24 protein-coding genes and 1 riboswitch are annotated in these 24,626 nt (G+C 63.9%); of the genes, 17 read left to right on the top strand and 7 right to left on the bottom strand.

Features of this window, described 5'->3' with window-relative positions:
- Window positions 1–89 precede the first annotated feature (89 nt).
- The 3 genes from ACYU03_RS14715 to ACYU03_RS14705 are packed head-to-tail and all read right to left on the bottom strand — an operon-like array spanning window position 90 to window position 3,193.
- On the bottom strand, window positions 90–1,265 hold the full coding sequence (locus ACYU03_RS14715; protein ID WP_461885314.1) for a dihydrodipicolinate synthase family protein: 1,176 nt from the start codon (window positions 1,263–1,265) through the stop codon (window positions 90–92).
- A 15-nt stretch (window positions 1,266–1,280) separates the two neighbouring features.
- Entirely contained in the window at window positions 1,281–2,051 is a 771-nt protein-coding gene (locus tag ACYU03_RS14710; protein WP_461885313.1) for a 3-ketoacyl-ACP reductase, read from the bottom strand.
- Window positions 2,048–3,193 carry an acyl-CoA dehydrogenase family protein gene (locus ACYU03_RS14705; protein WP_461885312.1) on the bottom strand — a complete coding sequence of 382 codons (1,146 nt, stop codon included), beginning with the start codon at window positions 3,191–3,193 and terminating at the stop codon, window positions 2,048–2,050. The genes ACYU03_RS14710 and ACYU03_RS14705 overlap by 4 nt, the downstream gene beginning before the upstream one ends.
- A gap of 188 nt (window positions 3,194–3,381) precedes the next feature.
- On the opposite strand from ACYU03_RS14705, the gene ACYU03_RS14700 reads away from it, so the two are divergent.
- Window positions 3,382–4,890, top strand: a complete 1,509-nt coding sequence (locus ACYU03_RS14700) for a CoA-transferase (RefSeq protein WP_461885311.1) — start codon at window positions 3,382–3,384, stop codon at window positions 4,888–4,890.
- Window positions 4,891–4,949: 59 nt separating this feature from the next.
- On the opposite strand, the gene ACYU03_RS14695 is transcribed toward ACYU03_RS14700, so the two are convergent.
- Window positions 4,950–5,606: a TetR/AcrR family transcriptional regulator gene (locus ACYU03_RS14695; protein WP_461885310.1), complete on the bottom strand. Its 657-nt coding sequence runs from the start codon at window positions 5,604–5,606 to the stop codon at window positions 4,950–4,952.
- Between the two features lie 231 nt (window positions 5,607–5,837).
- On the opposite strand from ACYU03_RS14695, the gene ACYU03_RS14690 reads away from it, so the two are divergent.
- The 9 genes from ACYU03_RS14690 to ACYU03_RS14650 all read left to right on the top strand — a co-directional run bounded on the left by ACYU03_RS14690 (window position 5,838) and on the right by ACYU03_RS14650 (window position 17,069).
- Window positions 5,838–7,346, top strand: a complete 1,509-nt coding sequence (locus ACYU03_RS14690) for an aldehyde dehydrogenase family protein (protein ID WP_461885309.1) — start codon at window positions 5,838–5,840, stop codon at window positions 7,344–7,346.
- Window positions 7,347–7,384: 38 nt separating this feature from the next.
- Window positions 7,385–9,037 (top strand): GMC family oxidoreductase, encoded by a 1,653-nt coding sequence (locus tag ACYU03_RS14685; protein WP_461885308.1) that lies wholly within the window; start codon window positions 7,385–7,387, stop codon window positions 9,035–9,037.
- Window positions 9,038–9,287: 250 nt separating this feature from the next.
- Window positions 9,288–10,388, top strand: a complete 1,101-nt coding sequence (locus ACYU03_RS14680; protein ID WP_461885307.1) for a sugar ABC transporter substrate-binding protein — start codon at window positions 9,288–9,290, stop codon at window positions 10,386–10,388.
- Window positions 10,389–10,481: 93 nt separating this feature from the next.
- Window positions 10,482–11,426, top strand: coding sequence for an ABC transporter permease (locus ACYU03_RS14675; RefSeq protein ID WP_461885306.1), 945 nt, complete (start codon window positions 10,482–10,484; stop codon window positions 11,424–11,426).
- 11 nt (window positions 11,427–11,437) lie between these two features.
- Window positions 11,438–12,940, top strand: a complete 1,503-nt coding sequence (locus tag ACYU03_RS14670) for a sugar ABC transporter ATP-binding protein (protein ID WP_461885305.1) — start codon at window positions 11,438–11,440, stop codon at window positions 12,938–12,940.
- Between the two features lie 12 nt (window positions 12,941–12,952).
- Window positions 12,953–13,900 (top strand): ABC transporter permease, encoded by a 948-nt coding sequence (locus ACYU03_RS14665; protein ID WP_338744568.1) that lies wholly within the window; start codon window positions 12,953–12,955, stop codon window positions 13,898–13,900.
- 27 nt (window positions 13,901–13,927) lie between these two features.
- Window positions 13,928–14,677 (top strand): electron transfer flavoprotein subunit beta/FixA family protein, encoded by a 750-nt coding sequence (locus ACYU03_RS14660; protein WP_461885304.1) that lies wholly within the window; start codon window positions 13,928–13,930, stop codon window positions 14,675–14,677.
- Window position 14,678: 1 nt separating this feature from the next.
- On the top strand, window positions 14,679–15,608 hold the full coding sequence (locus tag ACYU03_RS14655; protein WP_461885302.1) for an electron transfer flavoprotein subunit alpha/FixB family protein: 930 nt from the start codon (window positions 14,679–14,681) through the stop codon (window positions 15,606–15,608).
- Between the two features lie 102 nt (window positions 15,609–15,710).
- Entirely contained in the window at window positions 15,711–17,069 is a 1,359-nt protein-coding gene (locus tag ACYU03_RS14650) for a carbohydrate porin (RefSeq protein WP_461885301.1), read from the top strand.
- A gap of 24 nt (window positions 17,070–17,093) precedes the next feature.
- Here ACYU03_RS14650 and ACYU03_RS14645 read toward each other — a convergent pair whose 3' ends face one another.
- Complete coding sequence (locus tag ACYU03_RS14645) at window positions 17,094–17,792, bottom strand: FadR/GntR family transcriptional regulator (RefSeq protein ID WP_461885300.1); 699 nt, start codon at window positions 17,790–17,792, stop codon at window positions 17,094–17,096.
- A 275-nt stretch (window positions 17,793–18,067) separates the two neighbouring features.
- On the opposite strand from ACYU03_RS14645, the gene ACYU03_RS14640 reads away from it, so the two are divergent.
- The 4 genes from ACYU03_RS14640 to ACYU03_RS14625 are packed head-to-tail and all read left to right on the top strand — an operon-like array spanning window position 18,068 to window position 20,895.
- Window positions 18,068–18,853, top strand: coding sequence for a transporter substrate-binding domain-containing protein (locus tag ACYU03_RS14640; protein WP_461885298.1), 786 nt, complete (start codon window positions 18,068–18,070; stop codon window positions 18,851–18,853).
- Window positions 18,854–18,863: 10 nt separating this feature from the next.
- Window positions 18,864–19,529, top strand: coding sequence for an amino acid ABC transporter permease (locus tag ACYU03_RS14635; protein ID WP_461885297.1), 666 nt, complete (start codon window positions 18,864–18,866; stop codon window positions 19,527–19,529).
- A complete protein-coding gene (locus tag ACYU03_RS14630) occupies window positions 19,530–20,177 on the top strand; it encodes an amino acid ABC transporter permease (RefSeq protein WP_461885296.1) in 648 nt (215 codons plus the stop codon). It abuts the gene before it with no gap.
- Window positions 20,164–20,895, top strand: a complete 732-nt coding sequence (locus ACYU03_RS14625; protein ID WP_461885295.1) for an amino acid ABC transporter ATP-binding protein — start codon at window positions 20,164–20,166, stop codon at window positions 20,893–20,895. The genes ACYU03_RS14630 and ACYU03_RS14625 overlap by 14 nt, the downstream gene beginning before the upstream one ends.
- A gap of 27 nt (window positions 20,896–20,922) precedes the next feature.
- Here ACYU03_RS14625 and ACYU03_RS14620 read toward each other — a convergent pair whose 3' ends face one another.
- Both ACYU03_RS14620 and ACYU03_RS14615 read right to left on the bottom strand, forming a co-directional pair.
- Complete coding sequence (locus tag ACYU03_RS14620; RefSeq protein WP_461885294.1) at window positions 20,923–21,858, bottom strand: cyclase family protein; 936 nt, start codon at window positions 21,856–21,858, stop codon at window positions 20,923–20,925.
- A gap of 343 nt (window positions 21,859–22,201) precedes the next feature.
- Window positions 22,202–22,837 (bottom strand): MFS transporter, encoded by a 636-nt coding sequence (locus ACYU03_RS14615; protein WP_461891470.1) that lies wholly within the window; start codon window positions 22,835–22,837, stop codon window positions 22,202–22,204.
- Between the two features lie 56 nt (window positions 22,838–22,893).
- Here ACYU03_RS14615 and ACYU03_RS14610 point away from each other — a divergent pair, with 56 nt between their 5' ends.
- From ACYU03_RS14610 to tenA, 3 genes are all read left to right on the top strand, one after another.
- Complete coding sequence (locus ACYU03_RS14610) at window positions 22,894–23,037, top strand: hypothetical protein (RefSeq protein ID WP_461885293.1); 144 nt, start codon at window positions 22,894–22,896, stop codon at window positions 23,035–23,037.
- Between the two features lie 64 nt (window positions 23,038–23,101).
- A riboswitch (TPP riboswitch) is annotated at window positions 23,102–23,216 on the top strand.
- A gap of 77 nt (window positions 23,217–23,293) precedes the next feature.
- The gene (locus tag ACYU03_RS14605) at window positions 23,294–23,941 is read left to right on the top strand and encodes a TenA family protein (protein ID WP_461885291.1); all 648 of its coding nucleotides are present in this window, start codon (window positions 23,294–23,296) and stop codon (window positions 23,939–23,941) included.
- Window positions 23,938–24,603 carry a thiaminase II gene (tenA, locus tag ACYU03_RS14600; RefSeq protein WP_461885290.1) on the top strand — a complete coding sequence of 222 codons (666 nt, stop codon included), beginning with the start codon at window positions 23,938–23,940 and terminating at the stop codon, window positions 24,601–24,603. The genes ACYU03_RS14605 and tenA overlap by 4 nt, the downstream gene beginning before the upstream one ends.
- Window positions 24,604–24,626: the final 23 nt, after the last annotated feature.

Raw genomic sequence — 24,626 nt, 5'->3', positions numbered from 1 at the left:
ACGAATATGGAGCGCCGCATATCGCGGCGCCTCTCGTGACAGGTGGCCTGAGTGGTCAGCCCGACTCAGCGGACCGACCGTACAGGTCACTAGCCGTCGACGCCGTAGAGCGCGAGCAAACGCTTCATCCGCGTGACCGCCAGGACCGGGTCGGCGAGCAGGCCAGCCTGATCGGCCAGGCGGAATATCTCGCAGAAGTACGGCAGCGGCCGCATGGCCTGGTGGCCTCCGAGCATGATGAAGTGCTCCTGGTGGCCGTTGAGGTAGGCCAAGAACACGACACCGGTCTTGTAGTACTGGGTCGGGCTACTGAAGATCAGCCGGGCCAGGGGGAGCGTCGGTTCGAGCAGGCGCTGGTAGCCCGCCATGTCGTCCTGGGCCAAGGCGGCCAGGGCGTGGGCAGCGGCCGGAGCGATGGCGTCGAAGATCCCCAGCAGGGCGTGGGAGTAGCCATGCTCGTCGCCGGCGATCAGCTCCGGGTAGTTGAAGTCGTCGCCGGTGTACATCTTCACCGAGGCTGGCAAGCGCCGGCGCATGAGGATTTCCTTGTCCTTGTCGAGCAGGGAGATCTTGATGCCGTCCACCTTCTGGACGTTTTCATGGATCACCTCCAGGCAAGTGTCCAGAGCCTCCTCGAAGCGCTCGCTGCCCCAGTAGCCCTGCAGCGCGGGGTCGAACATATCGCCCAGCCAATGCAGGATCACCGGTTGTTCGGCCTCTGCCAGTACTTTGCGGTAGACCAGGCGGTAGTCGAACGAGGTTTTCGCCACTCGGGCCAAGGCCCGGCTGGCCATGAGGATCATGCGCCCGTCGAGTTTGGCGACGGCGTCGCGCTGCTCCCCATAGGCGCGCACCACGTCGTCCAGGTTGCGGGCTTCGTCCGCTGGCAACTGGTCGGTGCCACAGCCGGAGAAGATCACGGCGTGAGGGATGTCGCGGGTCTCGGCCAGGGTACGCTCGATCAGTTCGAGCGCCGTGGGCCAGTCCAGGCCCATGCCGCGTTGGGCGGTGTCCATCGCCTCGGCGATACCCAAGCCTTGTTGCAGTAGATAGCGGCGGTATTCCAGGGTCCGCGTCCAGTCGATCGCGGCCTTGCCACCTGGTGGGGCGGCGCTGAACGGGTCGGCTACCACGTGGGCGGCGGACAGGGCGATGCGGTTAGCCGGCAAGGGGGTTTGCGGTGGCAGTAGTGGTTCGCCGGAGAGGGTGTAGCGCTGCAGCGGATGACCGGCTTCAGCGCTGGGCAGGTTGATGCTCAAGGACATGCGAATCGCTCCAGGTCAGAACTTGGGAATCAGCAGGCCGCCATCCACAGGGACGGCATGACCGACGGTATAGGGCAGGGCGCCGGTGGCCATGCTGACCACCACGCGGGCGACATCCTCGGGCTGCCCCCAGCGTTTGATGGCGGTCAGTCCGCGGTCGATCTCGGCGTCGTAGCGGGCTTTCGAGGGCGCGGTCATCTCGGTGGCGATCAGGCCGGGCTGCACCTCGTAGACACCTATGCCGATTTCAGCCAGGCGCACTGCGAACAGGCGCGAGGCCATGGACAGGCCGGCCTTGGAGATGCCGTATTCGCCACGCAGCACGGACACCGCCTGGGCGTTGGAGGAGGTGATGGTGATGATGCTGCGCTGCGCCTGGCCCACCTCCCGCTGCACCAGGCGCCGGGCGAAGGCCTGGGTCAGGAAGAAGGTGCCGCGGGTATTGATCTGCATACAGCGATCGAAGCTCTCGGGGGTCACCTCCAGCAGGTCGCCACGTGACAGCACTGAGACACCGGCATTGTTGACCAGGCAGGTCAGCGCGCCGATGGCCTGCTCGGCGGCATCCAGCAGGGCCTCATGGCGGTCGATGGCGGCGATGTCACCGGCCAGCGCGACGGCACGGGCGCCGTGTTGCGTGGCCAGGGACGCGGTCTCCTGCAGCGCGGCATCGGCTTGCAGGTCCACCAGGGCGAGGTCGAAGCCGGCCTGGGCCAGGCCGATGGCGATGGCTCGGCCGATACCGGCGCGGGCGCCGGTGACCAGAGCGGTTGGGCGGGCAGTCATGCGCGTGCCCCCTGGTTGAGCAGCTCACGGGCGATGATCGTGCGCTGGATCTGGTTGGTGCCTTCGTAGATCTGGGTGATCTTGGCGTCGCGGTACAGGCGTTCGACCTCGAAACCGCGGATGAAGCCGCTGCCGCCGAACAGCTGCACGGCGTTGGCGGCCTGGGCGACGGCGATGTCCGCGGCGAAGCACTTGGCCATGGAGCAGGCGATGGTGGCGTTGTCGGCGCGGTCCAGGCGATCGGCCGCGTCCAGCACCAGCAGGCGTGCGGCGCGGATGTCCTTGGCCATGTCGGCGAGCATCCATTGCACGCCTTGGTTGTCGGCGATCGGCTTGCCGAACTGCTTGCGCTGTGGCACGTATTCCAGCGCCGCTTCAAGCCCGGCCTGGGCGATACCCACGGCCAGCGAGGCGATGCCAACGCGGCCCTTGTCCAGGGCGCTCATCATGATGTGGAAGCCACGGCCTTCGACACCTAGCAAGGCATCTGCCGACAGCTCGACGTTGTCGAAATTCAGGCCGCCGACTTGGGACGCGCGCTGGCCCATTTTGTGTTCCTTCGGCCCCTTGGACACGCCCGGCAGATGGCAGTCGACGATGAAGATGCTCATGCCCCGTTTGCCAGCGGCCGGGTCGGTGCGCGCCAGGACAAAGGCCAGGTCGGCCACTGGGGCGTTGTGAATCCACAGCTTCGAGCCGTTGAGTAGCCAGCCTTTTTCGGTGCGCACGGCGGTGGTGCGGATGCCCGACACGTCGGAGCCGGCCTCGGCTTCGGTGATGCAGTAGGCCGGGTGTTTTTCAGCGCGCAGCAGCGTTGGCAGATAGCGCTCGCGTTGTTCGGCGGTGCCATGCACCGAGAGCAGGGTGCCGATCAGTTCCAACAGACCGCACTGGTCGGCGACCGAGGCATAGCCGCGGGACAGCTCTTCCATCACTAGGGCATAGGCGATGGTGTCCAGTCCGGCGCCGCCAAAGGCGTCCGGCACGGTGATGCCGAACAGGCCGAGCTCGCCCATCTGCCGATACAGCGGCGCAGGGAAGCTTTCGTCGTGATCGAGCTGCTCGGCCATGGGGCGGATGGTCTGGTCGGCGAAGCGCCGGGCAAGGTCCTGGATCTGCAGGTGGGTTTCAGAAAGCTGCATTGTTTTTTTCCTTTCTGTGGGCGGCGAGGGGGCTTCGTCGCGTGGGTTGTGTTCTTTTTCGGGCTGGACTAAAGTGTTTTTAAGTAACCAACTGGTTATTTATTTAAAGCGTCCTTTGGCAGGGCGTCAAGCACTCTCTTGCAAACCCGGATTCGCCTGCGACCCGGCAATCGATGAGGAAAAAAACAATGAAAAGAAGCTGTTCATCAGCGTCGGATGTGGCCAGCCGGATTGCCGATGGCTCGACCCTGGCCATTTGTGGCTCGGGCACCTTGCTGGAGCCGGACGCCCTGCTGGAGGCCATCGAAGACTCGTTCCTGCGCACCGGCCACCCGCGTGACCTGACCCTCGTGCATGCCCTGGGCATCGGCGACGGACGCGGCAGTGGCCTGGAACGCCTGGCTCACAAGGGGCTGGTGCGCAAGGTCATCGGCGGGCACTGGAGTTGGTCAGCGAAGATGCAAGCGTTGGCGCGCAACGATGAGATCCAGGCTTACAGCCTGCCTGCCGGGGTGATCATGAGCCTGATGCGCGAGATCGGCGCCGGCCGACCCGGCCTGATCACCCACATTGGCTTGGGCACCTTCGCCGATCCGCAGGTAGCCGGTGGCAAATGCAATGCCAGCGCGAACGAGGACATCGTCGAGCGCCTGCAGATCGATGGGCAGGACTACCTGCGCTACAAACCCTTCAAGGTCGATGTGGCGATCGTGCGCGGTAGCCTGGCCGACCCCAGCGGTAACCTCAGCCTCTGCCACGAGGCCGCCGACCTGGATGCCTATGCCTTGGCGCTGGCCGCCCACAACAGCGGGGGCAAGGTCTACGCCCAGGTGCGTGGGTTGAGCGACACCGCGTTCGTACCGGCGCGCCTGGTGCGCATCCCTGGTGTTCTGGTCGATGAAGTGGTGGTGGTGGACCAGCGCCAATGCGTGGCGGCCGATTACGATCCGGCGATCAGCGGCGAGTGCTTGCCCCAGTCAGCGGCCAGCGAGCAAGTGATGGCCGACGATATCCGGCGCATCATCGCCGAGCGTGCCGCCAATGAGTTCATTCCTGGCATGTCCCTGAACTTCGGTTTCGGCATCCCGGGTGGCATTCCCTCCCTGCTCGCCGAGCGCGGCTTGCAGGACAGCTATTGGGGCAGCATCGAGCAGGGCATCCACAACGGCCGCATGATGGGCGGCGCCATGTTTGGCGCGGCGCTGTACCCGCAAGCGATCGTCACTTCACTGGACCAATTCGATTTCTACAGTGGTGGCGGCGTCGATCTGGCGTTCCTCGGCATGGGCGAGATGGATGGGCTGGGCAACGTCAATGTGTCGAACCTGGGCGGCACCCTGGTCGGTCCCGGTGGTTTCATCGACATCACCCAGGGTGCGCGCAAGGTGGTGTTCTGCGGCGCCTTCGAGGCCAAGGGGCTCGAAGTGGCCAAGGTGGGCGATGCTTTGCAGCTCGAGCGCTGTGGCGAAGTACCGAAGCTGGTCGAGCAAGTGCGCCACATCACCTTCAGCGGCCCGCAGGCGGTACGCGCCGGTCAGGAGGTGCTGTACGTGACCGAGCGTGCGGTATTTCGCCTGTTGCCTGAGGGCATCGAGCTGATCGAGGTGGCCCGGGGCGTGGATATCCAGCGCGATGTACTGGAGCGCATGGCGTTCACGCCGATCGTACGTGACGTCAAAGTGGCGGGCCTGGCATGAGCCAGGCAGCCCCCCGCGGCGCCGTGCGTGGCCGGGAGGGGCTGCGCCCGGTGTGGGCGTCAATCCGGGCGGAGCATGCCGAGGATGGTCTGGACGTTGAAATCGATCCGTGCCTGCAGGGCTTCGGGCGACATCAGGTCGAAGCCGTAGATGATCTCGCCGGTGAAGCGGTTGTTCAGGTAGTAGTAATTGATCGCAGCGATCGAGATGTTCAGCTGGACCGGGTCGACGCCTTCGCGGAATACACCCTGGGCCACGCCGCGGGCCAGGATGTCGCCGACCATCGACACCATCGGGGCGTGCATCTGGTGCATCTTCTCCCGGGAGCGCTTCAGGTGGGCGGCTTTGTGCAGATTCTCGCTGTTGACCAGGGTCAGAAAGTGCGGGTTCTTCAGGTAGTACTTCCAGGTAAAGGTCACCAGTTGGGTGATCGCTTCGACCGGGTCCAGCTCTTCGAGTTTGAGCTTGCGTTCAGCCTGGCGGATGTCCTGGTAGGCCGACTCGAGCACAGCTTCGAACAGCCCCTCTTTGTTGCCGAAATACTCGTAGATCATGCGTTTGTTGGACTTGGCGCGCAGCGCGATGCTGTCGATGCGTGCGCCGCCCAGCCCCAGTTTGGCGAATTCGACCTTGGCGGCATTGAGGATTCTCAGCCGCGTCGCATCGGAGTCACGGGTGGGTCGCGTGGTGGCCTCTTCGGTGGGTTTCCTGGGCATGTAAAGCGCTCTCCAGAGCTTGGGTACTGTACTTCCTGGCGCAGGTAGCAATGGCCTGCGGCGTTAAGGGCGATGAGCTTAGCCGCGAGGGCATAAGGCTGACAAACAAAGCTTAGCCCGAGGCTTGTATGTAAACAACTGGTTAGTTATACCTATTGGGTTGGTAACTGCTTGATGCGAATGCTCGCAGCGGGGTTGCCAGAATAAAACGCTGTACTGAGGATGTTTTCCGTGAACAACAATGACAACACGCCACACCTTACGCTGCCCCAGCAGCCGCGCCTTTTCGAGATGTTCATCGACGGCCAGTGGACCCGCGGCTCTGCGGTCAAGCAAGTCACCCGTTTCAGTCCGGCCCATGAGGTGCCTGTCAGCGTTTATCCTTCCGGCGGCGTCGCGGATGTCGAGCAGGCCGTCGCCGCTGCCCGCCGGGCATTCGACCAAGGGCCTTGGGTCCGCTCGGGCGCGGCGTTCCGTGCTGGCATACTGCTGCGCACTGCTGAACTGATCCGCCAGAACAGCGAAGCCCTTGCCCTTTGCGAAACCCTGGAGACCGGCAAGCCGATCAGCCAGTCTCGTGGCGAGGTGCTGGGTGCCGCTGGCATCTGGGAATACGCCGCTGGCCAGGCCCGTGCGCTGCATGGTGACAGCTTCAACAACCTCGGCGACAGCCTGCTTGGCCTGGTCACCCGCGAGCCAGTGGGCGTGGTCGGCCTGATCACACCGTGGAACTTCCCATTCTTCATCCTCGCCGAACGCTTGCCCTTCATCCTGGCCTCCGGTTGCACCGTGGTGGCTAAGCCCAGCGAACTGACTTCCGGCACCACCCTGATGCTGGCCGGGCTGATGAAGGAAGCCGGCCTGCCCGACGGTGTGCTCAATGTGCTTACCGGCCCGGGCTCGGTGCTCGGCCAGGCGATCAGTGAGCATGCCGACGTTGACATGGTGTCTTTCACCGGCTCCACCGAGGTAGGGCGCCTGACCATGGCGGCGGCCGCGGGCAACATGAAGAAGGTCGGCCTGGAGCTGGGCGGCAAGAATCCGCAGATAGTGTTTGCCGACGCCGACCTGGATGCCGCTGCCGACGCCATCGTCTTCGGCATCTGCTTCAACGCCGGGCAGTGCTGCGTCAGCGGCAGCCGGTTGATCGTCGAGCGCTCGGTCGAACAAGCGCTGACCGATAAGATCTGCGCTTTGCTCGACAAGGTGCGTATCGGCGAGCCCTTGGAAGAGGGCACCCAGGTCGGTTCGATCACCGAGGCCCGGCATTTGGAGCGGGTCTTGGGCTACATCGAACAGGGTCGCAGGGAAGGGGCGCGGCTGCTGCGTGGCGGCCAGCGTATCGAGGCGCCTACCGGCCTTTACCTGCAGCCCACCGTGTTCGCCGATGTCACCCCGCAGATGGTCATCGCCCGCGAGGAAATCTTCGGTCCGGTCCTGACCATCACCGCTTTCGACGACTTCAACGAAGCCATGGCGCTGGCCAACGACACGCCGTTCGGCCTGGCCGCGAGCATCTGGAGCCGCGACCTGGAGACCTCGATGCAGGCAATGCGTGAGATCAAGGCCGGCCGGGTCTGGGTCAACACCACCATTGCTGGAGGGCCGGAACTGCCGTCCGGTGGCTTCAAGCAGTCGGGCATTGGCCGGGAGACCGGACGCTATGGGGTGGAGGAGTACACTGAACTCAAGTCCGTGCATGTGCAGATGGGGCCGCGCACGCCTTGGGTCAGTGCCTGAACGCCGACAGCAGTACAACAAGACTGGAGATAACAAGAATGTACGATTATGTCGTTATCGGCGGTGGCTCCGCCGGTTGTGTGCTGGCGGCGCGCCTGAGCGAGCAGGCCGATGTGCGGGTGTTGCTGCTCGAGGCTGGGCCTGCCGACACCAACCCCTATATCCACATGCCCGTGGGCTTCTTCAAGATGACTGGCGGTCCCCTGACTTGGGGCTTCGATACCGTGGCCCAGGGCACGATGAACAATCGCTCGGTGCTCTATCCGCAAGGTCGGGTGCTCGGTGGCGGTGGTTCGATCAATGCCATGGTCTACACCCGGGGCAACGCCAAGGATTATGACGACTGGGAGCAGGAGGAGGGTTGCCGTGGCTGGTCCTTCCGCGAGGTGCTGCCGTACTTCCGCAAGGCCGAGGACAACGAGCGCCTGGCCAACGAGTACCACGGCACTGACGGCCCGCTGGGCGTGTCCGACCTTATCAGCGTGAATGAAGTGACCAAGGCCTTCATCCGCTCGGCCCAGGAAGCCGGTATCCCCTACAACGCCGACTTCAACGGCGCCCGTCAGGAAGGCTGTGGCGCCTATCAGGTCACCCAGCGCGGCGGCCGTCGTTGCAGCGCTGCGCAGGGCTACCTGGGCAATGCCCGCCAGCGGCCGAACCTGACCATCCAGACCGGCTGCCTGGTGACCCGGGTGCGTGTGGAGAATGGCCAGGCCACGGGGGTCGAGTACGTCCAGGGCAGCGACTCGCGCGAGGTGAGCTTTGCCGCCGCCGAGCGGGAAGTGGTGCTGGCCGCTGGTGCCATCGGCTCGCCGAAGATCCTCATGCTCTCGGGGATCGGGCCTGGAGAAGAACTGGCGCGCCTGGGTATCGAGGTAAAACAGGACCTGCCAGGGGTCGGGCAGAACCTGCAAGACCACTTCGATATCGACATCGTCTACGAACTCAAGGGCAAGCAGAGCCTGGATAAATACGCCAAGCCGCACATGATGCTGATGGCCGGGCTGGAGTACAAATTGTTCAACAAGGGGCCGGTCACCTCCAACATCGCCGAGGGTGGTGCCTTTTGGTACGGTGACTCGCGTTCCAGCACCCCCGATTTGCAGTTCCACTTCCTGCCTGGCGCCGGAGTGGAGGCGGGCATACCGCCGGTGCCGTCAGGGGCCGGCTGCACGCTCAACTCCTACTTCCTGCGTCCGCGCAGCCGTGGCAGTGTGCGGCTGCGCAGCGCCGACCCGCTGCAGCCGCCGCTGATCGATCCCAACTACATCAGCGATCCTTACGATCTGCATGTTTCGGTCGAGGGTATCAAGCTCAGCCGCGAGATCATGGCTCAGCACTCGCTCAGTCGCTACATCAAGGCTGAGCACTTCCCTGGCGACAGTGTGCGCACCCAGGCCGACTACGAAGACTATGCGCGGCGTTGCGGACGCACTGGCTACCACCCGGTGGGCACCTGCAAGATGGGCATCGACGCCATGGCGGTGGTCGACCCGCAATTGCGCGTGCGTGGCGTGCAGCGCCTGCGGGTGGCTGACTCGTCGGTGATGCCACGGCTGGTCAGCTCCAACACCAATGCGCCGTCGATCATGATCGCCGAGAAGGGCGCCGACCTGATCCTGGGGCGCAGCCTGGCGCCATCCGAGGTGCAGTTGCAAAGCGAGCGCAGCGCCCTCCACAAGGCGCTCTGAAGCACTGCAGCGGCAAGGCAGTGCGCGCCTGATGCGGGAGCTGCAGGCGCAGGCGTGCCCGCGAAGCGTCAGTGCGGACAACGTTGTTGTGCCTGCTGGCGTTATCGCGGGAAGCCACCTTCCATAGGGTCGCCAACACACCACAACGATTAGGGATTGCATCCTCGCTGCGTTCGATTTATAAATAACTAGTTGGTTACAAAAATTACAACAAGGATCACTCACCCGGTGCGCAGCACCCGGAGGTCGTATGAATAACAACAATGATCCCGCCCGCTTCCTTGAGATCAACCGGCGCAAACTATTGCTCGGCGCAGCCAGCCTGGCTGGCGTGGGAGCCGTGTCTGCACTCATGCCGGGCATGCTATGGGCACAGACCACGCTGACGTTCTCCAATTCCTTCCGCTCCCTGACCAATCCCTACCACGCGATCTTCAATCGCGGTGGCGCAGCCTACGCGGCCAGCCAAAACATGCCTTATTCGCCTCTGGTGACCGAGGGCAACAGCCAGAAGGGCATCGCCGATATCCGCGCACTGATCGCCAAGACCGAGGGCAATCTGGTACTCAACATCGAACCCAACGACTCCGCCGATGCCCGCGCGATCATCGAGCAGTGCGTCAAGGCCGGAGTCTATGTCACGACGGTATGGAACAAGCCCGATGACATGCACCCCTGGGATTACAGCCCCTATTGGGTGGCGCATATCTCCGAGGATGGCCAGGCCGTGGGCGAGGCTGTGGCCACTGAACTGTTCGAGGCCATGGGTGGCAGCGGCGGTATCGTCGCCCTGGGCGGCATCCTCAGCAACGTGGCGGCCATCGGCCGGCGCAGTGGCTTGGAAGCGGCGCTGAAGAAATACCCTGGCATCACCTTGCTCGACTTCCAGGCCGCCGACTGGAGCGCGAACAAAGCGTTTCCCATCGTGCAGTCCTGGCTGACCCGCTTCAACAGCGACATCAAGGGCATCTGGTGCGCCAATGACGACATGGGCATGGGCGCGCTCGAAGCGCTGCGTGGCGAGGGCCTGGCCGGGATGATCCCGGTGGTGGGCATCGACGGCATCGAGCAGGCGGTCGAGGCTATCCGCACTGGCGAATACATCGCCACCACCAGCCTCGACCCTTACTGGCTCGGCAGCATGGGCCTGGCCCTCGGCCACGCGGCCAAGACCGGGCGCATCGACCCGGCCAAGGAACCCCACGAGCATCGCGAGTTCTACGTGCGCCCGCAGTTGGTGACCAAGGCCAATGTCGAAGAGTTCTACGCCAGCAACTTCAAGTCCACACCTGTGGTGGACGTGAATGATTTCTGGGGACGTGTCGCCGGACCGATCCGCTACACCTCGTAGAACCAAGCGCTCCCGTCATTCGGCCTGCCAGTGGCGTATCTGCCGGGTTGCATGCCGAAGCTTTCTCAATGCCCGTTTTCCGGAGTTATCGTCATGGCCCGCCTGCGACGGTTTTCATCGCTGATTGTCTTGCTGCTCATTGGCCTGCTCATCGGTTCGATCAATACCAACTTTTTCGACCCGATGAACCTGGTCCGCATCGCCACCACCTGCTCGATTCCGCTGCTGATGGCCCTGGGGGGCATGTTCGTGATCCAGATGGGCAGCATCGACCTGTCCGTGGAAGGAGTGGTCGCGGTCGCGGCTGTCTGCTTCGCCCTGTTGATCGGCAACAACCTCAACGCCCATGCCATCGGCCTCTGGGCCCTGCCCGTGGCCATCCTGGTCGGCGCCTTGACTGGCCTGCTCAATGGGCTGCTGCAGGTCAAGCTGCGTATTCCCTCGTTCATGGCCACTCTTGGCGTCGGCTTCGTCGGCATCGGCCTGGCCACCGCACTGTTGCAGGGCAACACCGTGCGTGTGCTGGACATGGACGTGCGGGCGATCGCTCTGTACCGCCTCCTCGGTCTGCCGCTGTCAGTGTGGATCGTGGTCTTGGCGTTGGGCGTTGCGCATTTCGTTTCGCGGCACACGGTGCTCGGGCGGCACGCCCTGGCCATTGGTGGCGGCGAAGACCTGGCGCGCCTGAACGGCGTCAATGTCAGCCGCACGCGCATCAGCATCTTCGCCTTGGCCGGTGCCTTCTACGGCCTGGCTGCGATCCTGGCGGTGGCCCAGTTCGGCCAGGGCCATGCGCTGATCGCCCAGGGCCAACTGTTCACCGCCATCACCGCCATCGTGGTGGGCGGGGCGTCGTTGGCCGGCGGCAATGGCAGCCCGCTGGGCACCTTGCTCGGTGTACTGATCGTCGTCGTGGTGAGCAACGGCATGGTCCTGATGGGCGTTGCGCCCTATGTCCAGCAAGGGGTGCAGGGCGTGCTGATCATCACCGCCGTCGCCATCGCCCTCGACCGTGCCAAGGCACGGGTCGTCAAGTGAGGAAGTCCGTCATGCTCACGCTCAACAATGTCACCAAGCGCTTCAATGGTGTAACCGTGCTCAAGGGTATCGACCTGGAGGTACGCAAGCACGAAGTGGTCGGCCTGATCGGTGAGAACGGCGCCGGCAAGTCGACGCTGATGAAGATCCTCACCGGGGTCTACCAGCCCGATGAAGGGCACCTGGAGCTGGATGGTCAACCCATCGTCCTCGACAGCCCCCGGGGCGCCACCGCGCAAGGGATCGCCATGGTCTATCAGGAGCAGTCGATCCTGCCCAACCTATCCGTGGCGGAAAACCTGTTCATGGGCCGCGAAGACGAGTTTTCGCGTTTTGGCTGGCTGAACTGGAAGAAGCTGCACCGCGCGGCACGGGTGCAACTGGCCAAGGTCAACCTGGATATCGACCCCGGTATGCCGTGCAGCGAACTGAGCTTCAGCCAGCGGCAGATGATCGAACTGGCCAAGGCACTGGCGCTGGAAGAGCGCTGCCAGGGCCATCTGGTGATCCTGCTGGACGAGCCTACTTCGGTGTTGGAGCAACGCGAGATCGATACCCTGTTCCGCCTGGTCCGGCAGTTGAAATCCCGTGCCTCGTTCATTTTCGTTTCCCACCGGCTCGATGAGCTGCTCGACCTCAGCGATCGCGTCTATGTGATGAAGGACGGTGAGGTGGTCGCGCAGATGCCGGCTGCCGAGGCCTCGAAGGAGCGCCTGCACACCCTGATGGTTGGCCGTTCGCTACAGGCCGAGTTCTATCGTGAGTCGCTGCAGAAGGACTGCTTCCCTGAAGTGGCCATGGCGGTGCGCGGTCTGGCATTGGAGGGCAGTTTCGCCAGCCTGGATTTCGATCTGCATCGCGGCGAGATCCTCGGTATCGCCGGGGTGATCGGCTCGGGCCGCGAGGAGCTTTGCCGAGTGCTGGCCGGCCTGCTGCCCAGGAGCGCGGGCGAGATCCAGGTGCATGGCAAGCGCCTGGCCGCTGCTGGCCCTGGCGCCGCTATCCGAGCCGGGATTGGCTACATCCCGCGCGAGCGCAAGATTGAAGGCATCGTTTCGATGCTCAGTGTGGCGCAGAACATGACCCTGGCGCGGATCGGCCAGGTGACCCGTTGTGGCCTGGTGGACGAAGGGCGCGAACGCTCCATCGCCGAAGACTGGATCAAGCGCTTGAGCATCAAGACCCCAGGGCCGGACGCCTTGCTGCTCAACCTCAGCGGCGGTAACCAGCAGAAGGTGGTGCTGGCCAAGTGGCGCAATGCCGGTTCGACGATCCTGATCCTCGACCACCCCACCCGTGGACTGGACGTGGGTGCCAAGGAAGACGTCTACCAACTGATCCGCGAGATCACCGAGGAGGGCGTGTCGGTGATCCTCACCGCTGACACCCTGGAAGAGATGATCGGCCTGAGCCACCGCATCCTGGTGATGCGCGACGGCGAAGTGGCCCAGTCCTTCGAATGTCTGCCGGGGGCCAAGCCCCAACAGGTCGACCTGATCCAGTACATGGTCTGAGAGAACAGAACGATGCCTATCATCCTCAATGGTTTTCGCACCCAGGCGCCCTTGTTGGCGCTGATCGTGCTCGTTGCGCTGATCGCGGGGTACGACCCCGGCTTTATCCACCCCGGTGCCGTGCTCGGCCTGCTCGCCGACACTGCGACACTGTTCATCATGGCCACTGGCATCACCTTCGTGCTGCTGATCGGTGGGATCGACCTGTCGTCCCAGGCGGTGGCCTCGATGGCCAGCGTGGTCATCGCGCTACTGCTGCCGGGCTTCGGCATCTGGGCCTTCGCCATCGGCATCACGGCGGGCATTGCCGCTGGTGCGCTGAGCGGCGTTCTGCACACCTGGCTGCGTATCCCGTCGTTCATCGTCACCCTGGCGGTCGGCGGCGTAGTCACCAGCCTGACCATGCTCGCCTCGAGCAACCGCACCATCAACATCGATGGTGCCCAGCGCGATGCCTGGTTCGGCTGGGTGACCGGGCAGACCGCCGGCATCCCCAACGAAGTGCTGGTCGCCTTCGTCGTGCTGCTGCTGTGCATCTTCCTGCACCGCAAGACGCCGTTCGGCCGCTTCGGCAATGCCGTCGGCGCTGGCGAGCCGGCCGCCTGGGCCTCGGGCGTGAATGTCAACCGGATCAAGGTCATGACTTTTGCGTTGTCGGCGGGCTTGGCAGCCTTGTCCGGGATCATCATGGCCGGCCGCTTGTCCAGTGGCTCGCCGACCCTGGCCAACGAGTTTCTGTTGCCGGCGATCGCCGCCGTGCTGGTCGGTGGTACCGCGCTGACCGGCGGCGTGGGTGGCGTCTGGCGTACCTTGATCGGTGCCTTGCTGGTGTCGGTGGTGCGCATCGGCATGACCTTCGTCGGTATCAGCGTGTTCGCCCAGCAGATCGTCTTCGGTGTGATCCTGATCATCGCCGTGGCTTTCACCCTCGATCGTTCCAAGCTTCCGATCGTCAAGTAACCCATCCCCAAAGGTGGAAACACAACAATGAAAATCCTTGTGTCAATCAAGCGAGTGGTCGACTACAACGTCAAGGTTCGCGTCAAGGCGGACAACTCCGGCGTCGACCTGGCCAACGTCAAGATGGCCATGAACCCCTTCTGCGAGATCGCTGTGGAAGAAGCCGTACGCCTGAAGGAAAAGGGCGTAGCCACCGAGATCGTTGCCGTTACCATCGGCCCGGTTGCCGCCCAGGAACAATTGCGCACCGCGCTGGCCCTGGGTGCCGACCGTGCCGTCCTGGTCGAAGCCAATGAAGAATTGAACTCCCTGGCCGTGGCCAAGCTGCTCAAGGCTGTGGTCGACAAGGAGCAGCCGCAGTTGGTGATCCTTGGCAAGCAAGCCATCGATAGCGACAACAACCAGACCGGCCAGATGCTCGCCGCGCTGACCGGCTTCGCCCAAGGCACCTTCGCCTCCAAGGTGGAAGTGGCTGGCGACAAGGTCAATGTCACCCGCGAGATCGATGGCGGCCTGCAGACCGTCGCGTTGAACCTGCCGGCGATCGTCACCACCGACCTGCGCCTGAACGAGCCGCGCTACGCGTCGCTGCCGAACATCATGAAGGCCAAGAAGAAGCCGCTGGAGAACATCACGCCAGACGCGCTGGGCGTTTCCACCGCCTCCACCAACAAGACCCTGAAGGTCGAAGCGCCGGCTGCACGCAGCGCGGGCATCAAGGTCAAGTCGGTGGCCGAATTGGTCGAGAAACTGAAGACTGAAGCTAAGGTGATTTGAGATGGCAATCCTGGTAATCGCTGAACATGACAACAGCACCCTGGGTGCGGCCACCCTCAACACCCTGGCCGCGGCCAGGCAGATCGGCAGCGAGGTCGTCGTCCTGGTGGCCGGGCACAACGCCTCTGGCGTGGTGGACGCGGTGACCGAGGCGGAGGGAGTCAGCAAGGTGCTGGTCGCGGACAACGCCGCCTATGCTCATCAGTTGCCGGAGAACGTCGCTCCGCTGGTGGCCAACCTGGGGCGCGACTTCAGCCACGTACTGGCTGCCGCCACTGCCAACGGCAAGAACATCCTGCCGCGCGTCGCCGCGCTGCTGGACGTGGACCAGATCTCGGAAATCATCTCGGTCGAATCCGCCGACACCTTCAAACGCCCGATCTACGCCGGCAACGCCATTGCCACCGTGGAGTCGAGCGCTGCGGTCAAGGTCATCACCGTGCGTGCCACCGGTTTCGACCCGGTTGCCGCTGAAGGTGGCTCGGCGACCGTCGAAGCCGTCGGCGCTGCGCACGATGCCGGCCAGTCGGCCTTCGTTGGCGAAGAGCTGGCCAAGTCCGACCGCCCAGAGCTGACCGCTGCCAAGATCGTCGTTTCTGGCGGTCGCGGCATGCAGAACGGCGAGAACTTCAAGCACCTGTACGCCCTGGCCGACAAGCTCGGCGCTGCCGTCGGCGCTTCCCGCGCTGCGGTGGACGCAGGTTTCGTCCCCAACGACATGCAGGTCGGCCAGACCGGCAAGATCGTTGCGCCGCAGCTGTACATCGCCGTCGGTATTTCCGGCGCGATCCAGCACCTGGCGGGGATGAAGGACTCCAAGGTGATTGTGGCGATCAACAAGGACGAAGAGGCGCCGATCTTCCAGGTCGCTGATTACGGTTTGGTGGGCGATCTGTTCGAGGTTCTGCCAGAACTTCAAGCCGCTCTGTAGGGCGGCTTCAGCAATATCGCAAGGGTATCGCTGCGGCCTGTCACGGCAGGCCGCAGTGGTGAGTCGTGCGCCAAACACAACAACAATAGAGGTCGTCACACGATGAATAACGCTGATCTGCGCGGCGGGCATGCCTGCGCCCTGTTCACGGGAACTGTATTCACGGCCCTGGCCCTGGCGGGCAGCCAGGTGGCCCAGGCTGCCGGGATGTTCGACCCGGGTGCGCCGGGCATGACCGGGGACTGGGGCGGGACCCGCACTGAGCTGCTGGAAAAGGGCTACGACTTCAGCCTCGATTACGTCGGCGAACTGGGCTACAACGCCAGCGGGGGCTACGACCAGGACCGCACCGCACGCTGGAGCGGCCAGTTCACCCTGGGGGCGCAACTGGACCTGGAGAAGATCTTCGGCTGGGAAGATGCGACCTTCAAGCTGGCCATCACCGAGCGTGAAGGCCGCAACATCTCCAATGACCGTATCAGTGATCCACGGGCGCCGATGTATTCCTCCAACCAGGAAGTCTGGGGGCGAGGGCAGACCTGGCGCCTGACCCAGATGTGGGTCAGCAAGTCGTTCTTCGAGCGCAAGCTGGATATCAAGTTCGGCCGCTTCGGCGAAGGCGAGGATTTCAACAGTTTTCCTTGCGACTTCCAGAACCTGGCCCTGTGCGGCTCGCAGATGGGCAACTGGGCGGGCGCCAACACTTGGTACAACTGGCCGATCGCGCAGTGGGCCGGGCGAGTGAAGTACCAGCTGACGCCGGAGCTGTTCGCCCAGGTCGGCGTGTTCGAGCACAACCCCTCGCTGCTGGAGACAGGCAACGGCTTCAAGCTCAACTTCAGCGGCGGCAAGGGCCTGATCATGCCGGTGGAGCTGGTGTGGAAACCCACCGTCAACCAGCTGCCGGGCGAGTACCGGGTCGGCGCCTACTACAGCACTGCAGACGCCGATGACGTGCACAGCCGGGAAGTCCCGGGCGACATGAACAGCCCCCTGCGCAGCCGAGACAGCAAGTATGGTTACTGGCTGGTCGCGCAGCAGCAGGTTACCGCCCATGCCGGAGATCCGAACCGGGGCTTGTCGCTGTTCGCCAACCTGACCGTGCAGGACCGGGAAACCAGTCAGGTCGGGCACTTCATCCAGGCCGGGTTGACCTATAAAGGCTTGTTCGATGCACGGCCGCAGGACGATATCGGCTTTGGTATCGCGCGGGTCCACACCAACTCGCGCTACCGCGACAACCAGCGTGCGCTGAACGCCGCCAATCTGCAGAGCGACTATGACAACCCGGCGTACCAGCCCCTGCAGGGCAATGAGTACGACGCCGAGCTGTACTACGGCATCCACGCCACGCGCTGGCTGGTGATCCGCCCGAATGTGCAATACGTGCGCAACCCGGGCGGGGTCAGTGAGGTCGATGATGCCTGGGTGCTTGGTTTGAAAGTGCAGAGCAGCTTCTGATAGCGCGGCCCATCCGCAGCAGGTCTACACCGGAAACACCACGCCGGTGCGCGACGCCGCATTGCGGATGTGCTCCTGCATCGCCCGCTGTGCCCCTGCCTGGGCACGGCGGGCGAGCTGGCGGAGGATCTTGCGGTGTTCTTGCCAGGTCTCCATGGCCCGTTCGGGGCGGATGAAGGGCAGTTTCTGACTCTCCAGGAAAATGTCTTGGCTGGCGGTGATCACCTGCAGCATGGCGTGGTTGCCGCAGGCTTCCAGCAGTCGGCGGTGGAACTCGAAGTCGAGGCGGGCGGCTGCCTCGAAATGACCAGCGCGCAATTCCAGGCGCATCGCTTCGACATTGGCCTCCAGCTGGTCGATGTCTTCGGCTGTCAGCGACAGGGCCGCTTGGCCAGCAGCGAAGCCTTCCAGGGCATAACGCAACTGGAAGGTGTCGACGGCTGACACCTGCTCGGCATAGGGCCAGGAGAACCCGGGAGAGGGTTGATTGGCCGGCGCGGGCGTCTGGACGAACACTCCCTTGCCCGGTTGCACGCTCACCAGCCCCAATGCACTCAATGAGGACAGCGCCTCGCGAAGGGAGGCGCGGCTGACGCCGAGTTGCTCGGCCAGGTCGCGCTGGGAGGGCAGGGCGTCGCCAGGCTGGTAGCCGCCTTCCTGGATCAACTTGCGGATGGCTTGCAAGGCGATTTCCGGGACGGCGCGGGGAAGGATATCGAGCATGCTGTTCAGACCAGTCGGATGGGGGATCTGTGCTTTGTAAGGGCTTTGCCTGCACCTGGCAAGCGTTGCTCCGACCTGGAGCAGGGCGCGGCAGGCATGCACGAAAGGGGGGCGGGGCATACCAGGGCGGTGGCTCCGGTCGCACAACTGTTCAGACCAGTAAGACCGCGAAGTCATGGGCTTCGCGGCATTTTTGCCATTGCAAGGGCCAGTCTGGCATGGGCTGTGCACTTGCCAGTACAGGCAATCTTCCTGCATCCATCGAGGTCATCCCCATGAAAACCTTCCGCTCCCTGTTCCTGGCAACTTTGTTCTGCGGTGGCGCCCTGGCGTTGCCCCAGGCCCAGGCCGATGCCCTCGCCGATATCAGCGCACGTGGCGTGCTGAAGGTGGCCGTGCCCCAGGACTTCCCGCCCTTCGGCTCCGTCGGCCCGGACCTCCAGCCACGCGGCCTGGATATCGACACTGCGCAATTGCTGGCCGACAAGCTCGGTGTGAAGCTGGCCCTGACGCCGGTCAACAGCACCAACCGCATTCCGTTCCTCACCACCGGCAAGGTCGACCTGGTGATCTCCAGCCTGGGCAAGAACCCCGAGCGTGAGGCGGTGATCGACTTCTCCAGGCCTTACGCCCCGTTCTATCTGGCAGTGTTCGGGCCTGAGGCGACGAAGATCGAGTCCATCGAAGACGTGTCGGGCAAGACCATCAGCGTCACCCGCGGTTCGATCGAAGACATGGAACTCAGCGCCGTGGCGCCCAAGGACGCGATCATCAAACGCTTCGAAGACAACAACTCGACCATCGCCGCCTACCTCTCCGGCCAGGTCGAGCTGATCGCCAGCGGCAGTGTGGTCATGGCCGTCATCGCCGAGAAGAACCCGACCAAGGTGCCGCAGTTGAAGGTCAAGCTGAAGGACTCGCCGGTCGCCATCGGTTTGTCCAAGAACGAACCTGCGCTGCTGGAAAAGGTCAACGCCAGCCTGGATGAAGCCAAGGCCGATGGCAGCCTTGGTCGCAACGCCGAGAAATGGCTGAAACAGCCGCTGCCAGCCGATCTCTGAGGCGTTGCCGATGGCTTACCAATTCGACTTCGCGCCGGTACTGGCGCAGGGCGACCTACTGCTCAAGGGCGCACTCTTCACTTTGGAGCTGACCGCTGTCGGCACCCTGCTCGGGGTGGCCATCGGCGTGGTCGGCGCCGGGGTCAGGGCCTGGCGCCTGCAGCCGTTCGCCTGGCTGTTCGGTGTCTATGTGGAACTGATCCGCAACACGCCCTTCATCGTCCAGTTGTTCTTCATCTTCTTCGGCCTGCCGTCTCTGGGTGTGCGCTTGACCGAGTGGCAAGCGGCGCTGCTGGCGATGGTGATCAACCTGGGTGCCTATTCCACGGAAATCATCCGCGCCGGTATCCAGGCCATTCCCAAGGGGCAGCTGGAAGCTGCCTCGGCATTGGCGATGAGCCGCTTCGAGGCCTTCCGCCATGTGGTGATCCAGCCGGCCTTGGCCAAGGTCTGGCCGGCGCTGACCAGCCAGATCGTGATCGTCATGCTCGGCTCGGCGGTCTGCTCGCAGATCGCCACTGAAGAGCTGTCCTTCGCCGCCAACTTTATCCAGTCGCGCAACTTCCGCGCCTTCGAAACCTACCTGCTGACCACATTGCTGTACCTGGCCATGGCGATCCTCCTGCGCCAGTTGCTGGCCTGGGTGGGGCAGCGCCTGCTGATGGGGAGACGCTGAATGGACTTCACTCTCTGGGATATCGTCCGCAACCTGCTCACCGGCCTGCAGTGGACCCTGTTGCTATCGTTGGTGGCCTTCCTCTGCGGCGGCCTGGCCGGGCTGCTGGTGTTGCTGGCGCGGATCTCCGACAACCAGTCCTTGCGCGTCCTGGCGCGGGGCTATATCGAGCTGTTCCAGGGCACGCCGTTGCTGATGCAGCTGTTCATGGTGTTCTTCGGCATTGCCCTGTTCGGCATCGACGTGTCCGCCTGGATGGCAGCGGCCATTGCCCTGACCCTGTTCACCAGCGCCTTCCTGGCCGAGATCTGGCGCGGCTGCGTCGAGTCCATCCCGCGTGGCCAGTGGGAAGCTTCCGGCAGCCTGGCGCTGAGCCGCGTGGAGCAACTGCGTTACGTCATTCTGCCCCAGGCCTTGCGTATCGCTGTCGCGCCCACGGTGGGCTTCTCGGTGCAGGTGGTGAAGGGCACCGCCGTCACCTCCATCATCGGTTTCACCGAGCTGACCAAGACCGGTGGCATGCTGGCCAACGCCACCTTCGAACCCTTCCTGATCTACGGCCTGGTCTCCATCGGCTACTTCATCCTCTGCTATCCGCTCTCCCTGAGCGCACGTCATCTGGAAAGGAGGCTGCATGCCCCTGCTTAGCGTTTGCGCATTACACAAGTACTACGGCGACAACCACGTGCTCAAAGGTGTCGACCTGAACATCGAAGAAGGCGAAGTGGTCGCCATCATCGGTCGCAGCGGCTCCGGCAAGAGCACCTTGCTGCGCACCCTTAATGGCTTGGAGTCGATCAGCGACGGCGTGATCGAAGTGGACGGGGAATACCTCGACGCCAGCCGCGCCGACCTGCGCGCTTTGCGCCAGAAGGTCGGCATGGTGTTCCAGCAGTTCAACCTGTTCCCCCACCTGACCGTGGGCGAGAACGTCATGCTCGCGCCCCAGGTGGTGAAGAAGACCAGCAAGGCTGAAGCTCGCAAGCTGGCCGAACAGATGCTTGCCCGGGTCGGCCTGGCGGAGAAGATCGATGCCTACCCCGACCGCCTCTCCGGTGGCCAGCAACAACGCGTCGCGATTGCCCGCGCCCTGGCCATGTCGCCCAAGGTGCTGCTGTGTGACGAAATCACCTCGGCGCTGGATCCGGAGCTGGTCAACGAGGTGCTCGGTGTGGTGCGTCAACTGGCCAAGGAAGGCATGACCCTGATCATGGTCACCCACGAGATGCGCTTTGCCCGGGAGGTGGGGGACAAGTTGGTGTTCATGCACCATGGCAAGGTGCATGAAGTGGGTGACCCCCGGGAGTTGTTCGCTGCGCCCAAGACACCGGAGTTGGCGAACTTCATCGGAGCGGTACAGGCCTGACCTGGCGGTAGGCGTGCCCCGTAATGCTCAGCGAATGGCCACGGGGTTGACGTTCACCTGGGTCGAGCCCTTGTACAGCGGCTGGCCCAGCACGAAGAGGAACTCGAAGGCCTTGTCGCGCACCAGGGCCCGGGTGTCGATCAGTTCCAGGTTGTAGATGCCGCGCTTGGCGAGCATGAACTGGTTGACCGGGAACTCTTCACCCGTCGGGTTGGGGTACACCTCCGACGCCCAGGTGTCGCCGCCGAAGGCAACGATCCCCTGGTCGGCCAGCCACTGGGCGGCAGGCAGATCGATGCCCGGCTCGGTGGCGAGGAACTGCTGGTTGTCCTTGCCGATCAGCTCCAGCCAGCCGGTGTTGAACAACACCACATCGCCCTTGCGCAGGGTGATGCCTTGCTTCTTCAGCACCGCCTTGACGTCGTCGACGGTAAACGAAGTACCGCCGGGCACGATGGCCTTGCCGTAATGGACGGTCATGTCCAGCACCACGCCGCGGGTGACCATCGGCGGCACCTTCTCGACGCCCAGCTTGGTGACGCCTTCGACCGTGACGAAGTCGGCGGCTTTGTTGCCGTTGTAGTAGACGTTGTCGATGCCGATATGGCCGATGCCGTTGAGCTGGGTGCCGACGCCGGTCCAGCCGTTGACCAGTTCATCGTTGAAGCTGAACTTGTTCACTCCCAGGGTCTGCCCGGCCTGTTCGCCGGGCTGGATGTTGTAGAGGTGGAAGCTGCGGTGACGGAAGGCCGGCAGGTCCCTGCTCACTGGCACGCCCAGGGAGTAGGTTTTGCCGGTAGTGACCAGGCCGATGGCCTTCTTCACGACCTCGGGGGTGAGCAGATTGGCAGCACCGATCTCGTCGTCCGGGCCATAGGGGGCTGGGTACCAGTCGGCGGCCAGGGCAGTGTGGGCGGTGGCCGTCAACGCGGCGGCGAGCAGCAGGGGCTTGAAGCGTTTCATAGGGTTCTTTCCTTGGGCAGATCAGTGGGCCGTACCGGCCAACGTGGGGTAGTCGGTCAGGCCCTTGGCGTCGCCGCGTTGCAGCGGTTGGCGCAGAGGCTCGCAAAGGCACTGAGGGTGAGGGCAAACGAGGCAAGCGGAAGGGGCATGGGAATCACCTGTCGAAATGGATGGGTGGATTCTCGGCATGCACGGCCAGCGGAAAAAGCGGCCTTGGGGACAATGACTTTTGACTCAGGGGCAAGAACCGATGGCAGATGAAGTCTTGCCTGACGTATGCGGCTCGGGGTGGGCTTGCAGGAGGGCCGGGCTGGCACGACCTAGGACGGCGGCCCGGGATACTTTAGTGGCGCCAGCGCCGACGCCTCGCGGGCAAGCCCGCTCCTACAGGGCTTGCATACCTTGATACCTGCAATCGACAGTGTCGTTTGGCCTTACACCTTGCCTGGTTGCGTGCGCTGCGCCATCCGGCACCTTGGCCAGTGCCTGCCAGGCGGCTGCCGGCGGTCTCGCCCAAGGTGATGCCGAGGTTGAAGGCGGAGATGTTCAGGCCCGAGGCGAAATCCACGGCCCTGGGTGTGTAGCGCTCGGCGGTGTCGAGCATGCCGGCCTGGAAGCCCGGGGTCATACCAAAGGCCAGCACGCCCCAGACGAACAACAGCACCACCATCGCCACCGGCGAAGACAGGGACAGGCCCAAGAGCACCAGGGTCGCCGCCAGCAATACGAACAGCAGACGCAGGGCGCGCTGCCAACCGAGGCGGTCGGCCAGGCGTCCGCCGGCCAAGTTGCCGATCAGCGTGGCGACGCCGAACACCACCAGTAGGCTGCTGGCGGTAGCCGAGGAGAAGCCGGTGATGTCGGTGAGGATCGGGGTGAGGAAGGTGAAGGCTGCAAAGCTGGCGCCAAAGCCGAGGATGGTCATCAGCATCATCGACCAGATCGCCGGCTGCCCAAGGGCAGCCAGTTGGGTGCGCAGGCATTGCCCGGCTGGCCAACTTTCATGTTGGTGCGGATATCCAGGCGGGGCGCCTGGTGCCGTTGCTGGAGGATTTCGACAGTGGCGAGCAAGACACCCTGCACGCGGTGTTCATCGGGCCGGGCCGGCAGTTGCCGCAGCGGGTGAGGGTGTTCATCGATTTTCTCGTGGAGCGGCTGGACGTACGGTATTTCAACTGATCGGACCCAAGACGCGACATGGGGGCGGCGGTGGTGACAATACCCTGCACCTGCTGTATACATGAGCACCACCAAGGGGAGCCCGGCAACGGGCTGAGAAACCGCTGGCAGCTGCAGCGCGGTGACCCTTCGAACCTGATCCGGATCATGCCGGCGAAGGGATGGGATTTCGGACCTGCCTTTTTGCCGGCCTCACTGCGAGGCCGCTCCATGCCCCAGGCAACGGTCTCGCTGTCACCTCACAGAGGACAGCACCATGACCGAACGCTTCACTGAAACCCTGCGCCGCCAGAGCGAGCCAACCTGGTCGGCCGCTGTTGGGCACCGCTTTGTCAGCCAGTTGTTCGACGGCAGCGTGCCGGACCCTGTCATGGTCCGCTACCTGGTGCAGGACCATCGTTTTCTCGACAGCTTCCTAACCCTCCTGGGCGCCGCCATCGCCACGGCGGACACCTTCGAGGCACGTCTGCGCTTCGGGCGTTTCGCAGGGATGATCTCGGGCGAGGAGAACACCTATTTCCTGCGCGCCTTCGAGGCTCTGGGCGTCAGCGAGGCGCAGCGCAGCGAGCCGCAGGACACGGTGCCCACCGCCGGCTTCAAGGCGATCATGCGCGAGGCAGCGGCCACCCGCTCGTATGCCGCTGCGTTGGCCGTGCTCAATGTCGCCGAAGGCTTGTACCTGGACTGGGCGCTCAAGGCGCCGCAGCCATTGCCGGAGAACTTCGTTTACGCCGAGTGGATCACCTTGCACGACAACCCGGCATTCCGTGACTTCGTGGCCTTCCTGCAGGCGGAACTGGATCGGGTCGGGCCGAAGGAGGTTGCGATCAGCACCGATTTCTTCCTGCGCACGGTGGCACTGGAGCTTGAGTTCTTCGATGCCGTCTACGACGAGGAGGTATGAGCATGGACATCTTCGAGCGTCTCAAGGCTGCAGCGGCGCCGCAATGGAACAGTTATGTCGACCACGCCTTCGTGCGCCAGATGGGCGAAGGCACCTTGGGCGAGAGTGCCTTCCGTACCTACCTGGTGCAGGACTACCTGTTCCTGATCCAGTTCGCCCGGGCCTGGGCACTGGCGGCCTACAAGAGCCGGCGCCCCTCGGATATCCGCGCGGCACAGGCGGGCCTGGCGGCGATCCTCGACGAGACCGACCTGCACCTGCGTTTGTGCGCCCGCTGGGGCTTGTCGCAGGCGGATATCGAGGCGGCACCGGAGCATCAGGCGACGGTGGCCTATACCCGTTTCGTGCTCGATTGCGGCGCTGCGGGCGACCTGCTCGACCTGCACGTAGCCCTTGCGCCGTGCGTGATCGGCTATGCGGAAATTGGCCGCAAGCTGTCGACCGGTATCGCTGACCTAGCGGCGCACCCTTACCGCGAGTGGATTGGCGAATATGCCGGAGAGGCTTACCAGGGCGTCGCAGACGCGGCGCGCAAGCACCTGGACGAATTGGCGGCGCGCAGCATGACCGAGCAGCGCTTTGTCGAACTGGCGGCGATCTTTGCCCAGGCCTCGAAACTGGAGGCCGACTTCTGGCAAATGGGCCTGGATGGTGCGAACTAGGCACGCCATGTCGCCCTGGCCCT

The organism is Pseudomonas sp. X10, assembly GCF_054889225.1.
This window is presented reverse-complemented; position numbering and strand designations above follow the sequence as displayed.